This window comes from Arachnia sp. (genome assembly GCF_057238465.1).
On record NZ_DBHHFZ010000021.1, the window covers coordinates 1 to 15,166 of the forward strand.

Here is a 15,166-nt window from a genome sequence, read left to right on the forward strand (position 1 = left end):
AGGGGCGGACGAGCCGACCTGTACGCCGGGTTCTGTTGCCGCCGACCGTTGCCGGTGCGGCGGTGGCGACCATCCATCTTGGCCCGCCGTTGCCGGCGGGCTCACGCGACCTACCCGCAGGCTCGGGCGAGCAGCCCTCGGGCGCCTGCTGCGCGGTCTTGCTCCGGGCGGGGTTTGCCGAGCCGCCGCGGTCGCCCGCGGCGCTGGTGGGCTCTTACCCCACCGTTTCACCCTCACCGGCCGGGGCCGGCGGTCTGTTCTCTGTGGCACTGTCCCGCGGGTCGCCCCGGGTGGCCGTTAGCCACCGCCCTGCTCTGTGGAGCCCGGACGTTCCTCGATCCGCGGGTCGCCCCGCGGTACCGCGGCCGCCCGGTCGGCTCGTCCGCAGGACGCACTCTATCCTCTCCCCCGCCCGAGCGCAGACCGGGCACGGCCCAGGACACCCCCGCGACTCACTCCTCCATGCGCACGAGTATGACGTCGTTGGCCTCGGCGTGGATGACGGCATCCTGCGGTGCGGCTGCGATCCGGGCGTGCTCGGCGGGGCTGATCTCGACGGCGCCCTCGACCCGCCGTCCGTACAGGGCGATCGCGCCGATGCCGCCGGTCGCCGCCCGGGCGGCGTCGTACTCGTCGAGCAGGGCGGCATCGATCGTGCCGGCCAGCTCGGCGCGTCGGGCGCGGAGCCGCTCGATCTCGCCGTCGAGACGAACGAACTCGGCGTCGCGGGTCGCGGTGAGCTCACGGCCGACGGCGCGGATCTCCTGCTCCTCGGCTGCGAGGCGATCGGTCTCCGCCTGAGCGGATTCCATGGCCTCCATGGCGGTGAGCTGGGCGTCCTCCAGGACGCTCTGGCGTCGGCCGAGCTGGTCGATCTCGCCCTGGATGGCGCTGAGGTCACGGGCCGCAGCGGTACCCGAGGAGAGCCGCTCCCGCAGAATCGCGGCGCGGCGCACAACCTGCCCGACCTCGCCCTCGGCACGTGCGGCCTCCGCCTTCGCGTCAGCCAGGGCCCCGGCGACGACAGCGGCGTCGCGCCGGTTGGAGCGCAGACGCCCGACAGTGGCCTCAATGCGGCTCAGGACGGGCAGGTGGGTCCGCTCATGGGTGAGGCGGGCGAGACGGGAGTCGAGACTCTGCAGGTCGATGAGGCGACGCTGCTGGCGGAGGGGGGCACTCGTCACTGCTGTGGTCCTTCACTGGCTGGGTATCGAGCTCTGAGCGGTCCCGGCACCGGCTCGGGAGCCCGTGCTCAGACGCAGGGTCCAAGGGTCGGTGACGATCTCGGACACGTATGTGGTGAGTCTACGTCCACTCGCCGCGGCGGCCCGCTCCAGGCGGGCCGCGAGCGGCGGCAGGCCGACCCACTCGGTCGCCCAGTGGGTGCCGCACAGCAGGTAGGGGCGTCCCGCCTCCAGGTGCTCCGACGCCGGGTGGTGACGCAGGTCGGCGGTGAGGAAGGCGTCGGCGCCGGCGCTGCGTGCGGCAGCGAGCAGGGAGTCCCCGGCACCGCCGGACACGGCGACGGTCTCCACGGTCGCGTCGAGGTCCCCGCCGACGAGCAGGCCGGGTGCCGAGTCGGGAAGAGCGGCGGCGACGGCGACAGCCAGGTCGCGCAGCCGGGTGGGAGTCTGCAGGCCGCCGACTCGGCCAATGCCCTGGGTCGGGTCAAGCGGGTTGGGCTCCAGCGGCGTGGTGGCGAGCAGGCCGACGGCGGCGGCGAGCGCGGCGGCGACGCCCCCGTGGGCGGCGTCAAGGGTCGTGTGGGCGTTGGCCAGGGCGATTCCGGCGCGAATGAGGCGGTGCACGGAGCGGCCCTTGGGGTCGGTGGCGGAAACCTGATCCGTACCGCGCAGGTAAAGAGGATGGTGGGTGATCACCATGTCGGCGCCGCGTTCAATGGCCTCGTCGACGACGGCGGTGACCGGGTCGACGGCCAGAAGGACGGAAGCAACGGGCTCGGCGGGATCGCCGCATATGAGCTGGTTGGAGTCCCAGGGCTCGGCAAGCTCGGGCGGGGCCGCGGCACGCAGCACGGCGACGACGTCGGCCACGCTCAGCGGCGTGGCGGGGGAGATTTCGGACTGGCTCATGAGTGAAGACTAGACTCACCCGGGGCCACTGGGCACGGTTCTAAAATTAACCGACTGCTAACCGCCAAGATTGAGCGAAATATCATGAAAGGGTAACGAAGCCCCCGTTCATCTTCTACTCTGTAGATATGCGTCGAGGACTCAAGTCTCAAAAAGCTGACCTGCGCACGTTCCTCGCCGAACATCGTGCGGTGGTCACCCCGGCGATGGCCGGCTTGCCCGCCAACGGCCTGCCGCGCCGTGTGCCCGGGCTCCGTCGCGATGAGATCGCTCGGCTGCTCGGCGTCGCCACCGACTACTACACGGACCTTGAGAAGGGCCTGCTGCCCTCGGCGCCGGAGACGTCATTGCAGGATCTTCTCAGCGACGTGCTCGCGCTGAGCCCGGCCGACCGCAGGCGCCTCGGCCTTCTGCTCAACGCGGCCTATCCCGACACCAGTGCCGTGACGCAGCAGGCCGCCGTCGCGCCGCCCGTCCAGCAGCCGAGCGCCTCCGGAGCCGGACGGGTCACGGAGCGCAGTGCGGTGTCCGAGCCGACCCGCCGGCTCCTGGACTCCTTCGACATGCCGGCCTACCTGCGCAGCCGGTCGCTCGACCTCGTAGCCGTCAACAGGCCGGCTCGCCTTCTGTATGCGCCCGTGCTGGAGTGGGCCGGCACCCAGAAGAAGACGGTGAACCTGCTCGAGTTCGCCTTCTTCGACCAGGAGTCGGCACAGAGCTTCTGGCCCGACTGGGGAGATGTGATCACGCGCGCGGTGGCGGACCTGCGAGGGGCGCTTCAGGAGTACCCGGACGATCCCGACCTCATCGGCGTCGTCGGTACGTTGAGCGCCCGCAGCCGCCTGTTCTGCCGGCTGTGGATCGACCAGGACCTGCCGCCACGCTCCTCCCAGGGCGAGGAGAGGATCTTCCACTCCCTCATCGGAGATGTCACGGTCCCCTTCCGCATGCTCGCGGAGGACGACGGCGCGCAGGTGGTCGTCGTCACACCGCCCACCGGCTCCCCCGTACACGAGGCCATGCAGCGCCTGCGCGCCTGGGCGGCAGCCGGCTGAGACGTACAGCCCCACGGCCCGGGCCTCCACCGTCTCCGCTGCCGCCCGACCGGGCGGACCGGGGCTGTGCGACTGCTCAGTCCCTGCGGGTGGTTGTGCCGTCGCCGAAGAAATTGTTCCTCGTGTGGTACACGGAGCCGTCCGATCCCCGGGTCGTGTACCCGCCGCCGAAGAGATCCTTGGTCGTGTGGTAGGTGGTCCCGTCCGATCCCCGGGTGGTTGTGCCGTCGCCGAAGAAGTCCTTGGTCGTGTGGTAGGTGGTCCCGTCCGATCCCCGGGTGGTTGTGCCGTCACCGAAGAAGTCCTTGGTCGTGTGGTAGGTGGTCCCGTCCGATCCCCGGGTGGTTGTGCCGTCACCGAAGAAGTCCTTCGTGGTCCGGTAGGTGGTCGACATTCCAAAACCACTGGCCGGCGCGGTACCAGAGGTATTCCCGTGCGACGAGCCTGTCATCGCATATCCTCCGGCGTAATACCCTCCACCGTAATACCCTCCGGCATAGCCCGCGCCTTTGAGGCGGCCGCTCGACCGGGGCGGCTTTTCCTTGCTGAGGACAGTGAGCAGGACGACGACAGCCGGTATCAACCACAGACCTGAGACAATGATCTGTCTTTGGTACTGGAGCCAGTCGATGCCAGCGGCCTCCAGGATCGCAAGTATCAACGAAATCACTGCGGCGAACATTATCGAGCCGAAGAATGTGCCGATGGGGATGGCGACCGCCTTGACAACGCCCAGCCTCCTGCCTCGCTTGCTCTCGCCCGGAAGCAGGCTGATAACGACCCCGGCGATACCGCCCACAGCCCCTCCCGCAATCGCGAGGATATGCGCCATCGCAATAGCCATGTCCGAGGTCACAGACAACTCGCCGGTCGAGAAGTCTATGTCTGAGAAGATCAGGACGAGTATGCCCGTGGATACGCACATAAGGGCGCCGAAAACAGCATATGAGAATCCCAGCTTCAGTGTCGTAGCCATAACGCAAGTGTCAGGATCCCACCGCGGGCCCGTCAAGTATCAGAACTTGTACTGCCGCCAGCCGCCCCGGGACGGCGCGCGATACCGGCGCGAGCGCCTCCGGCGGGGCTGGCACTCGCAGGCTCTCCGGACGACGCCGCGCCGAGGGGCCGGCTACCGGCGGCTGTCAGGAGGCTTCGCACCGGAGCCAGGAGACCGAACGAGCCTGTTGTGAGGACCCGAGGAGCAGCACGAGGCTGAGCAGAAGCATGAGGGCGGACAGCGCCCCCGTCACGTACCGCTCCGCGGGGCTTGAGGTGATGAAGAGGTTGAAGACCGACGCGAGCAGGAGGAACACGGTCATGACGACGAGGCCCGAACGCAGGCGCCCGCGCGAGGCACGATGGGCGACGACGCCGCCGTAGGCCAGGTACGCCCACCCGCACACTCCCCACAGCACCACCAGAAGGGCGTTGACGGGTCTCATGGCGACAGGCATGACCTCGTGCCCGCCGCCGAGCACGAGCGCCCCCAGAGGCATGCCGGCGAGGAGCAGCAGGTGGAGCAGGGCGTTCGCGAACCATCCGAGCGCGCACACGGTGGAGACCGCACGGAGCACGGCGCACATCTCGGCGGCATCTTCCCTGCCGGGGTCTGAGCGAGATCTCATGCCACGATTCTAGGCCGACCGGCAGCGCGTCCCGGAGCAACGCGGCACTGTCTCGGCCCCGACCCGGAGAGCAAGGCCGAGGCGAGCGCGCCCCGGAGCACCGCGGCGCTGTGCGCCTCGCCACCGCAAACACGAACCACTGGTCGACGTTGTTGGCGTTTGGCAGGACGCTTGCATCGCACGGTTCCCGTCAGGGTGGCGATCTGGCCATCGATTCTAGAACTACCAGCCCCAGGAGCGACAGCCTCGGCATGCCTAGTTATGCCGACTGCAGTGTCAAAGGTCCTAGCAGTGTCCTTGGTCATACTGACCCCATCACGTCCGACCACAACAGCGCCAACCGTAACGATCCGGCCAGCGGTGCCAACCAGACGAGCAGCGCTACCGACAACCCTGCCACCGATCCTGCTCGTGCCCATGACGGCAGCGATGCCCCCTCGTCCTCAGGCCTGCCTGGAGGCTCAAACCTTCCGGATGTACTCGAAGACGCAGGTCTCCCAGTCTCACCCGAAGGCTCAGAGTCCCCAGTAGTCTCGCCTGAAGACGTAGATCGTCGACCGACGGGGCCTGTTAATCCCAAGTACCGACCCCTGCCGCCAGCCACGGCTGCGCGGATACAGGAGTTGCTCGGTCAGGGCCTTGGCATCACTGAAATCGCCAGGCGGGTCGGTGTCCACAGAGATGCGGTACGTCGTATCCGCCGTAAACAGCTCTATCCTACAGGGCGGAAGCGTCGCTTCACCGATGAGGATCGTCAGCGAGCCCAGGCGCTTCGGCGTCAGGGAAAAACCTTCACGCAGATTGGCCTTGAACTCGGCTTCACCCGCTGCACCATCAGCAAGCACCTGGCTGAGCATTCTTCATAGCGCTACCTGCGACTGACATCTCAGCGGGTCAGGACCAATTGAGGCTGGGCTTGTGAATAGCCCTCATCGCAAGCCACCCCACTAAAAACCCTCCGCGATGCAGCTTAAAAACTACCTGCCGAGGATCCTTTGGGCGACACGGCGTATGTCTGTGTTGGATAGAGCGGAGTCGGTGGAAGAAGCCAAGGGGATGTAGGATTTTATGCATCAATAAAGAATGAAGTGTTTTGGTTGTATGGCTACGTTGGCTATGACGATCAGACCGTAGCAGCAGGCACTGCCTCTCGCCCACTGACGATGGTAGAGTGGCGTTCCCTGGCCCTAGTTTAAAACCGTACGCAATCTACTCCCGCGCGAGTAAGCGTGTGCTTTCAGGATATTGCTTTGGTCTCACCTGCTCGGCTTAGATTTGTGCCATGAGATATCACGTGGTCGGTTGCTGCACAAGATCTGGGAACTTGGCCTCAACCAGACGCAGCCGCTTGTCGAGGGCCTGGTATTTTTTATCCTGCATTTCATAGACGGCTTCATCTGCTACCTCACGTGACCCCTCCTCAATGAAGAGACCATGTTTTAACTCTGCAATATCTGCACGAATGGTAGCCTGGCCTGTTTCCAGCCTGCTGAACCGTCCGTCGACTCTGGCAAACCGTCTGTCAATACGGAGCCCCATATCTTTCACGACATCTGTGAGGTTCTTATGGTCGGTGCGAATGTCGGCCAACTGGCCTTCGATATGTTCGAAGCGATCGTCCATCTGTTCGAACCGTTTGTCGATTTGCTTGAACTTGGCGTTCATTGTCTCGGCCAGCGTCTTAACAGCGTCTGTAAGGCTCTGAACCTGGACGGTTAGATCTTTTACTTGGATAGCGAGCTTTTCATTTGTCATAGTTCTATTTAAGCACAAATGGGCTGTGTTACCAAAGGGATTTGTTCTTTTACTCCGGAAAGCTTATACTAAGAGAGCGCAGAGTTATCGTCAGCGTCAGGGGGTTCCCAGGAGAGGCTCCAGATTTGTCGCCAATGAGGAACGAGGTCGGCCCGCCTTGCGGCCCAACTAATAGGATCGCGCAGACGTCCCTCAATCTCGTCCCGATCTTTTTCGCTGGCGTCGTCAGGAGACAGAACAACGAGTAAAGCCGCCATACGTAGCAAGACAGCAGCCTCGTTCTTTGGCAGACAGAAGCGATGCCCATGCGCTAGCGCGTTACGCCAGGTTGATACCGGATTACGCAGGCAGCGCAGCCAGTCAATATCAAAATCGACTTTCTCAAGTTCTTCAATATATTTTTCCAATGATGGAAACTTTCCATCACTTTTGCCTGTCTGAATACGATAGAGTGGTTTGCCAAGCAACTTGAGAAGCCCCCGTGCTCCCGCCTCCACCAACGGAAATGAAGCCCGACCAGCATCTGAGTAACGCTTTTCCCAGAACGATACAAGTGCCTTACTAAAGGCCTCTGCCAATGTAGCGTTGCATTGGTATTGTAGCGACAGGTGAGTCGTCACGTCCTTTGTCGACACCTCGCCATATTCTGTGTTGATCGCCTCCAGTTCATGAGCAAGAAGTGTGCCATATATTCTCGCTTTCAGCAGTTCCGCTCGTTCCAGATACAATTCTACCGAATCGACGGGTTCTGTCGTACGTGTGGGGAGCCCCTGGTCATACGTGACGCGAGTAAATAATGCCTGAAGACTGCCTTCCGTCGCACTTTTCGCAATCTCTAGATTACTGTCGTATTTTCCAAGCGGAGAGGGCGTTACCAGCCAGATGTCCAAGGCGGTCCCGAAGTTACGACATTGCCTGTATATAGCAAGACGATAGTCGTTGACATATCGCGGTATTACCAGTTCGGATGATACAGTATGCATATCCTGCCGACCCAATGGATGCTCTTGAAGTCCCTGGATAGCATATTCATAGAGATCATGGCATTCATGACGTTTTGCCATGTCGGCAGCCTTTTGATACTGCAAGGACGCTCTCATGCCTGTCTCTGTCTCAGCCATGCTCAAAAGCGCCTGTATAAGCAGTCGCCAAGCTTCATACTTTTCTGCTTTGCTAGCGGCAACCCTGACAAGTAATTCGGTAACATCCTCGGCCAGAGCAACATCACGCCAGGTCCAAGAACGAAGAATTTTAAGCATTTCCTGAACTTTGTGGCGAGTCGGGTTCTCGAAATCACCATATCGCGGCTTACACACCAGAAGCTCAAACAATTGAAGCAAAACACTTATCGAAGAAACGCCCTCTACAAATGTCAACTTCTCTGCCGCCGTGAAGGCCAATTGCCTGCCCTGTGCTTCCAGGTCAGGAAGATTGTACTGGCGAGCGATACTCCATACACGCCGCAAGCACATTGCCTGATAATAACTGTCTATGTTATCGGTGCCAGCGACCTTAACATACAGTTCGGCAATCTCCTTGGCTCGATCGCGGCCTCGACAAACACCTGTCAACAGGGCTAGATCTAGAAGGTGTGCCCGTGGGAGTGGCTCTTTGCATCGATCTGCTGTATCGCTCCAAGCTTTCTTCTCTTCGGCCGTTGTCTTATCAAAGGCTGGAGGCCAGTTCCCTTGAGCTGATGAAAAACGACATCCAAGCACAACCGCGCCAAGGCGATTCGGCTTCGGATCATCTACAAAGGCATAGGCAAGCGCTCTTTCAATGTAGCATGAGACGACCGGGAGATTTTCAGGGGCTGTCTTATGCTCGTGGGGACGGCGTTCCCATAACTTTTGCAATAAATCCCAGGGGTCGGAGGCAGAAGTTGCCAGACTATCCAGAACACCTGCCACTCGCTCTAACTCTTCTGGTGAAGGAGTTGTTTCACCATTGGATTTCATTATTTATTTTAACCTTCGATACGTTGTCGCGCGATAACAAAATTAACGCAGCATTTGATCGCAAGTAAACCTTTACGATACTTCACCACATTAATCACAAGCCAACAAAAGTCGGCTTGTGATCACCAGCGTGGCTTTACCAAACTCATTCCCTCACCCCCGCAATCCTCTCACCAGCTCCCCGGGGTCTACGCCGAGCGCCTGGGCGATGCGCAGGATGTTGTGCAGGGACAGGTTGCGCTGGCCGCGCTCGACCTGGCCGATGAAGGTCCAGTGCAGGTCGCTGTTCTCGGCCAGCGCTTCCTGGGACTGGCCCAGCTCGTGACGTCGGGCGCGTACCCGCGCTCCGAACTCGCCGGCGGCGGGCGAGACGGGCGGCTTGGGCGAGGTACCAGACACCTCGCCATCTCATCGATCCCAACTCTCTGCGTCCAGAGACTATGTATCTCAAGCAAATATGTCCTATGCTGTGGTGCGACCCGACCAGGAGGAGGTGATCGCCATGGGTGGCTGCTGACCCTACGTACCGGCGTCGGTATGCGCGCCGTGACAGCGTCCGTCAGGCAGCTCGTGCCGGGCGGACGCTGTCGTTATGGCTGCTAGCCTGTCGACCAGGTTGCTTTCGCGTAGCGTGGCTCACTGTTCGCTGCTGCTCCTCCGGTAGCGTCCAGGCGAAGACCAGGCCCGCTCTCGGGAAGAGCCAGCCGTCGTAGCGGTAGCGCACCGCGGCGTGCTCCGGCTCCTCAAGCGCCCGGCCGCCATCGCCGCGGGAGGCGAAGTCTATCACCCGCATGGTGGCGATGTCTGCTGAGTCGTAGCTCAGCTCAACGTCCAGCCCCTTGGTGGGGCGGTCGATGGCGAGATGGAAGGTGTGGCCGTCCTGTGGCGCCATGGTCCGGAACCGAAAGGCCACTACCACCGGCCGGCCGTGCTGGATGGGCTCCTGGCCCAGGTCGACCACGTAGACCTGGGAGACCTCGTCCGCCTGGCGCTGGAACGGCACCTCGACGCCGTCGACGGTGAAGGACTCCAGGGCGAAGACCGCCGGATCAGTCACGTCAAAGCCAGGGGCCGGCCGGCGGTACCACACACTGGTCTCCCCGCGCTGGGCCACCAGCTCCTCGTAGCGCTGGCGGTCCGAGACCACGGCGAACTTGCGGAAGCGGTGGCGCGGTACTACCCGGTACTCCCAGCGGACCACTAGGTCGAAGAACGGGGTAGGAGCAACGCTCCTACCCCTCGCTATAGCGAGGCGCGCGTCGACACGGGCGTCATACCAGCGCTCCTCCGCAGCGATGGCCTGGTGCTTGATATCCCCATAGACCTCCCGGCCGAAGGCTGCGTCACCGAAGCGCAGGCCCAAACTGGTCTCAGCCAGATCATCGAGCAGCTCCGGGGTGGCCACCCGGGCCACATCGTCCGACTCAAACCTGAACGCCTCGATGACCGCGTCACGCAGCGCCGGGGCCTCATCGCGCAGCACGCGGCGGAACTGGGCCCGCACCGACGCTTCCTGATCGCGGCGCACCGCCATGTCCAGAATGGTGCCGATCAAGCCAGCCGCCAGCAGCGTCCCACCAACCTCACTGACTGGCAGCGCCCGCAACCAGCCCCACGCACCCAGATCCAGACCACCCAGCCAGGCGTTGAGCATCAGCAAAAGGATACCGGCCAAGGTGAAGGACACCGCCAACAATGCGGTTTTGAGGCGGAGGATACGGTATAAGTGAGAAGTGGATTGTGGGCTGTTCAAATGCATCATATCCTAGTAAACTATACCAAAATCATTGCGTATTTGCTATAATTATAGGTACCTATGACCACCGCGGAACGCCTCAGAAGACAACGCATCGTCGACGCCGTTATCGGCTCGCAGGAGCTGGAGGGCGGAACGGTTAGCCCTGAAATACGGACAATCCTGACCGCTTTTGTCGAGGGACGGATATCGGCCGACGATTTGCAACATTCAGCAAACGAACAACGTAACGGCACTGCGGCCACCTAAGCGAGGCCATGGTCTACCAACTGCTGCGCGACCCGTACCTCGATCCGGACACCGGAGTGATGCGTAACAGATTGGGTATCACTGATGCGGATGAGCTGGCGCAGCGAGAGGAGGACGAGGCAGCGTTGGCTACCGCTAAGCTGCTCTTCACACTCCGCCCCGCCCACTGGGACCCGAGCCTTCTATGCTTCCTCCACCAGCAGCTGTTCGGCCAGCTCTACGACTGGGCCGGGCAGTACCGGACGGTAGAGATCAGCAAGGGCACCTCGCGCTTCGCCGCTGCTCAGCACATCCCAGCGCAGGTCGAGGCCGTCCTGGCCCAGCTGGAGCAAGAGCGCGCCAGCTGGTCTCCCGGTGACGACGCTGTGTTGGACCGCTTGGCCCACTTCTACTCCGAACTGAATGCCATCCACCCCTTCCGCGAGGGCAACGGCCGAACCATCCGGCTGCTGCTGTCCCTCCTGGCCAACCGCTACCACTGGGACCTCCAGTGGCAGCACACCACCGCCGAACACAACCAACACGCCTGTGCCCTCGCCTTCTACGGCGACGAAACTGCGCTACGGGAGATGATGCGACGGGTAGCCCTCAGCTCGCATGGAACCAGCCGACGGTTGTGATTCAGTGGGCACAAGACCATCGGCACACGCCTCACCTTCTGTCCGTCATACACCGCATGGAGACAAACCAGCAGCCAAGACGCCGGCGGAGACGTGAGGGAGGAGGATGTCAGGCTGGCTGGCCCGGGTGGCTGACCCAGCCTTGACAGACCAGGCAGTGGTGCACGCCCGGCCGCGATGGGTGCCAGGGCCTACGGCCACCCAGCATCGCCCGCAGCCTGGCTGCACAAGCGACCTGTTCCAGCCTGGCGAGGATCCGAGGATCATCATGGCTGCGGAGACACGGTGGAACAGTTGCTGCAAGGGGTTGCATAACGTCCTGATGTTACGGTATGGTAACGCCAGGTCCACAACAGCGCGTGGACGTCGCCCGAGGAACTGCATCTGGTTCCTCGCACAGGCTGCCTTTCTGGCACTATCCCGTAGCTCTTCGCTACCTCTGGTTCGATCCACTGGTGCAGGTTCCATACCAAGCACTCACTGACCGCTACCCGTACGCATGAGCGGGCAGAGACAACACGGTTTTCTTTGCTCGGGAAAGGAGCCATCATGGCTCGCATCACTACGCCGCCGGCCTGGGCGGCACTCCTGGCCACCATCCTGGTGACAGTCCTGGCAGTCGTCCCGACGAGCACTGCGCAGGCTGACACCCAGTTCACCGCCACAGTCCTCACTGTTGAGGGCTGGGACCACGCTGATCTCTACGCTGCTCCCGGCACCAGTTACGCCATAGCCGGAACTGCTGCCGCAGGATTCGACATCACTCTTGGATGCTGGATCCAGGGTGACATGACAACAGGGCCATCAGAATATAGCTCGCGCCTCTGGTACACCGTCGTAGGCAGCAAGAGCGAACTCGGCACCGAGAGCTACATCAGTGACACCATGATCTGGACCGGAACCAATGATCCGGTGACCGATCCGTGCGGTGGGCTTCCTGATCCGGAAACCACCCCGCCTACTCCCGCTCAACCATCACAGAAGTACGACCGACAGGACGCTGTGGACTGGGCTCTCGCGAACGTAAACAGTGGTCACCGTTATGAGCAAGATTGTACTTGGTTCGTCTCCCAGGCGCTCTGGGCCGGTGGAATGCCTAAGACTGAGGAATGGAATCCCGACCCTGGTTTTGGTGCGATTGATCCACCTCCCGCTGCAAGAATAGCCGATGATTTCACGACCTACCTTACGCATGAGATGGCCTCTGCCTATGCAGGAATCGACGAGCTCTCCTGGAATCAAAACGACGTGCCTGAAGCTCAGTTGGGAGACGTGATTGTCTATGATTATGGGAATGCAAACACCCCGGCTGACGGAATCATTGATCACGTCATGATCATCACTGGATTCTCGGGTCGGTACCCGCTGGTGTCCGGTCACACCAACGATGTCTCCAATCAGGGGTGGACGTACTCTCAGACGGGCGGCAATTGGATTAGCCAGGATAATCCTGGCTCTCGGGTCTACCTCGTCCACATTATTTACTAGTTGACAGATGTCGATGAATAACCGATAATACCAGTGAGCGGAGTGAATTTTTGCTCAGCAGTGTCATCATGTGCTCAATTGCAGAATATCCATATTACGATGAAGCCGGTGTTCCACTACTTAGTCCGATTCATGGCAAAGTAACCTGTGGTGGTAGACATGTTGCGCATCAAACCCCCTGGGTTGTGCCAATAAACGACAAGTATGGCTTAGACCTAATAGGTTTAAGCGGCGAAGCAGTGATCATCACTGCCTTGATGTTCGTCATATTGGCTACCAAGAAAACTACCGAAGGCAAACGAGTCAAGCGCTGGTCCAATCTATCTGTCGTGAGTTTCGTGCTGGTAACTATATACATATTCGCCATCATCGTCACAACATGTGTGCGGCTGGGTGTTGGCAGGACCTGAGACAGCACGATGTGTTTTTCGCTAGTCGTGGGATATCTTCTCGGCGCATCGAGATCGACAGCCTAAACGTCATCGGTTCTAGTCTGCGAAAACACGGGTCTTAAGTGCCGCTGCGAATAGTCTTTATCCGGTTGTAAACCGCTTGGTCGGTGCTGCGGTGCCGTAGCGTGACTGTGTAGAGTTCGGCCTCCTCGCACCCGTTACCTTGTTGGTGGTCGCGGGGAGAAGCCTCGCGGCTGGGCCGGCGACGGCCGGCATGATGTCTTGCCCCTGTCTATCGAATGATCCGGGGGGTGTTGTCACCGGCCGTCGTACGGCGACGTGTGACCGCTGATAAGGGGAATGACCCACCACCTGCTACTGGTGGCGAGGTCTTTCGCAGGCGTGGGTGCGGGGCTCGTCGTCAACAGCCGGCCCTCGTCCCACGGAGCGAAGGAGCGTGTCATGCAGGTGGACGACATCGGCGTCTTCATCGGTATCGACGTCGGTAAGAGCGAGCACTGGGCCACAGCCCTGGACCGGGACGGGCGGAGAATCCATGACAGGGCCCTACCCAATGACGAGTCCCGTCTACGGGACCTGTACAAGCATCTGGCGGAGCACGGCCGTGTGCTGGTGGTCGTGGATCAACCCGCGACCATCGGGGCCCTGGCTGTCGCGGTGGCCCAGGATATGGGTGTCACAGTGGGCTACCTGCCGGGACTGTCGATGCGCCGCATCGCAGACTTGAGCCCAGGAAACGCCAAGACCGACGCCCGTGACGCAGCCGTGACCGCCCAGGCCGCCCGCACCATGCCTCACACCCTGAGAGCTGTCAGCACTTCGGATGAGGACACTGCAGCCCTGGGCATGCTGACTGGTTTCGACCTGGACCTGGCACGCCAGGTCAACCAGACCGCCAACCGCATTCGGGGCTTGTACACCCAGATCCACCCCGCCCTCGAGACTGTCCTGGGATCCCTCTTGGAGCACGACGCCATCTTGGAGGCCATAGCGGCCCGACGCCGCCCCCACCGCACTGAAGAAGGCCGGCAAGGCACGCATCGATGCCAGGCTGAACAAGCACGGAGCCCGCCGCCATGCCGCCTGGGCCCAGCAGATCTGCGATGCCCTGGACAAGCAGACCGTGACGGTGGCAGGCACTGATGCCGCCGGGGCGGTCCTGCCCCACCTGGCCCGCCAGCTCATCGCCTTGCACGCCCAAAGGGCTGATATCGCCGGCCGTGTCGAGGCCCTGGTGGAGGCCCACCCTCTCTTGCCCGGTCCTGACCTCCATGCCCGGCACCGGGGTCCCGGCCGCCGCCGTCCTCCTGGCCGAGACCCTGGGCAAGACCTTCACCACCGGGGCCCAGCTGGCCTCCTACGCCGGCCTGGCACCGGTGACCAGGAGGTCAGGATCCTCGATCAAGGGCGAGCACGTCTCCCACGCCGGAAACAAAAGACTCAAGAGAGCCATGTTCCTATCCGCCTTCGCCTCCCTCAGATCCGACCCCATCAGCCGCGCCTACTACCAGCGCAAACGAGACCAAGGCAAACGCCTGGGCCAAGCCGTCCTCGCCCTGGCCCACCGCCGCATCCTGACCCTGAACGCCATGATCCGAGACGGAGCCCTCTACGACCCCCAACCAGCAGCACAGCTACCCACCACCGCTTGACACACCACATAGGGGCACCCCCCTTTCGCCCCGCCGCACCAGTCCCGCTAGTTCCTCCACAATCACCACGCGGCGACTGAGACTATACGAGGCCGGTAGGCGGGGCCGCCCTCCCCCCTTGTCGGAATGGACGTTGATGTGAAGTGGCGCCAATATCAATTGATCAACGGCCGGGCCGCCGAGATGCCAGCGGTTGGGGCGTACCTGCCGGCCAGGGCCCGCACCCGCTGCCGCACCGTCGTGCGCGCAGTGCTGAGGGCGGTCTCGACCACCTCGATGTCCCGGGCCAGGCTCTTCATCAGCCGCGAGATAGTGGCGTCGGAGGCCACAAATGTCGACGTGGTGGTCGAGGCTGACGTCATGATCGGTGGTGGCTTTGGGATGGCGAGACAGCAGGTACGGATACGTCAAAGACATCGCGGGCTTTGGAGCGGCGCACGAAGGCATTGATCTTGAACGAAGCGAACCTGTCCGGCCGGGTGAGTGCGGATACCGTCCTTCT

At 62.1% G+C, this 15,166-nt stretch carries 14 protein-coding genes, 1 other RNA gene and 1 pseudogene; 5 read left to right on the forward strand and 11 right to left on the reverse strand.

From position 1 onward, the window contains the following. Positions 1 to 5: 5 nt before the first annotated feature. From rnpB to ACO6D6_RS15040, 3 genes are all read right to left on the reverse strand, one after another. An RNA gene (rnpB, locus tag ACO6D6_RS15030) (RNase P RNA component class A) lies at positions 6 to 381 on the reverse strand. 71 nt (positions 382 to 452) lie between these two features. Beyond that, positions 453 to 1,184: a zinc ribbon domain-containing protein gene (locus ACO6D6_RS15035; RefSeq protein ID WP_484786052.1), complete on the reverse strand. Its 732-nt coding sequence runs from the start codon at positions 1,182 to 1,184 to the stop codon at positions 453 to 455. A 12-nt stretch (positions 1,185 to 1,196) separates the two neighbouring features. Continuing rightward, positions 1,197 to 2,093 carry a Nif3-like dinuclear metal center hexameric protein gene (locus tag ACO6D6_RS15040; protein WP_484786053.1) on the reverse strand — a complete coding sequence of 299 codons (897 nt, stop codon included), beginning with the start codon at positions 2,091 to 2,093 and terminating at the stop codon, positions 1,197 to 1,199. 128 nt (positions 2,094 to 2,221) lie between these two features. On the opposite strand from ACO6D6_RS15040, the gene ACO6D6_RS15045 reads away from it, so the two are divergent. Next, complete coding sequence (locus tag ACO6D6_RS15045) at positions 2,222 to 3,148, forward strand: helix-turn-helix transcriptional regulator (protein WP_484786054.1); 927 nt, start codon at positions 2,222 to 2,224, stop codon at positions 3,146 to 3,148. Between the two features lie 76 nt (positions 3,149 to 3,224). Here the strand turns inward: ACO6D6_RS15045 and ACO6D6_RS15050 are convergent, their stop codons facing one another. The 7 genes from ACO6D6_RS15050 to ACO6D6_RS15080 all read right to left on the reverse strand — a co-directional run bounded on the left by ACO6D6_RS15050 (position 3,225) and on the right by ACO6D6_RS15080 (position 10,248). After that, positions 3,225 to 4,124 (reverse strand): hypothetical protein, encoded by a 900-nt coding sequence (locus ACO6D6_RS15050; RefSeq protein WP_484786055.1) that lies wholly within the window; start codon positions 4,122 to 4,124, stop codon positions 3,225 to 3,227. A 166-nt stretch (positions 4,125 to 4,290) separates the two neighbouring features. Continuing rightward, a complete protein-coding gene (locus tag ACO6D6_RS15055) occupies positions 4,291 to 4,773 on the reverse strand; it encodes a hypothetical protein (RefSeq protein ID WP_484786056.1) in 483 nt (160 codons plus the stop codon). A 515-nt stretch (positions 4,774 to 5,288) separates the two neighbouring features. Beyond that, a complete protein-coding gene (locus ACO6D6_RS15060; RefSeq protein ID WP_484786057.1) occupies positions 5,289 to 5,630 on the reverse strand; it encodes a hypothetical protein in 342 nt (113 codons plus the stop codon). Positions 5,631 to 6,063: 433 nt separating this feature from the next. Further along, a complete protein-coding gene (locus tag ACO6D6_RS15065) occupies positions 6,064 to 6,528 on the reverse strand; it encodes a hypothetical protein (protein WP_484786058.1) in 465 nt (154 codons plus the stop codon). 68 nt (positions 6,529 to 6,596) lie between these two features. Continuing rightward, entirely contained in the window at positions 6,597 to 8,486 is a 1,890-nt protein-coding gene (locus tag ACO6D6_RS15070; protein WP_484786059.1) for a hypothetical protein, read from the reverse strand. A 153-nt stretch (positions 8,487 to 8,639) separates the two neighbouring features. Further along, complete coding sequence (locus tag ACO6D6_RS15075) at positions 8,640 to 8,885, reverse strand: helix-turn-helix domain-containing protein (protein ID WP_484765199.1); 246 nt, start codon at positions 8,883 to 8,885, stop codon at positions 8,640 to 8,642. A gap of 160 nt (positions 8,886 to 9,045) precedes the next feature. Beyond that, positions 9,046 to 10,248 carry a hypothetical protein gene (locus ACO6D6_RS15080; protein WP_484786060.1) on the reverse strand — a complete coding sequence of 401 codons (1,203 nt, stop codon included), beginning with the start codon at positions 10,246 to 10,248 and terminating at the stop codon, positions 9,046 to 9,048. Between the two features lie 54 nt (positions 10,249 to 10,302). Here ACO6D6_RS15080 and ACO6D6_RS15085 point away from each other — a divergent pair, with 54 nt between their 5' ends. The 4 genes and pseudogenes from ACO6D6_RS15085 to ACO6D6_RS15100 all read left to right on the forward strand — a co-directional run bounded on the left by ACO6D6_RS15085 (position 10,303) and on the right by ACO6D6_RS15100 (position 14,664). Then, complete coding sequence (locus ACO6D6_RS15085) at positions 10,303 to 10,491, forward strand: antitoxin VbhA family protein (RefSeq protein WP_484786061.1); 189 nt, start codon at positions 10,303 to 10,305, stop codon at positions 10,489 to 10,491. Between the two features lie 8 nt (positions 10,492 to 10,499). Next, complete coding sequence (locus ACO6D6_RS15090) at positions 10,500 to 11,111, forward strand: Fic/DOC family protein (RefSeq protein WP_484786062.1); 612 nt, start codon at positions 10,500 to 10,502, stop codon at positions 11,109 to 11,111. A 549-nt stretch (positions 11,112 to 11,660) separates the two neighbouring features. Beyond that, positions 11,661 to 12,599, forward strand: coding sequence for an amidase domain-containing protein (locus ACO6D6_RS15095; protein ID WP_484786063.1), 939 nt, complete (start codon positions 11,661 to 11,663; stop codon positions 12,597 to 12,599). 854 nt (positions 12,600 to 13,453) lie between these two features. After that, positions 13,454 to 14,664, forward strand: a pseudogene (locus tag ACO6D6_RS15100) (IS110 family RNA-guided transposase). A gap of 155 nt (positions 14,665 to 14,819) precedes the next feature. On the opposite strand, the gene ACO6D6_RS15105 reads toward ACO6D6_RS15100, so the two are convergent. Continuing rightward, positions 14,820 to 14,963, reverse strand: coding sequence for a hypothetical protein (locus ACO6D6_RS15105; protein ID WP_484786064.1), 144 nt, complete (start codon positions 14,961 to 14,963; stop codon positions 14,820 to 14,822). Positions 14,964 to 15,166: the final 203 nt, after the last annotated feature.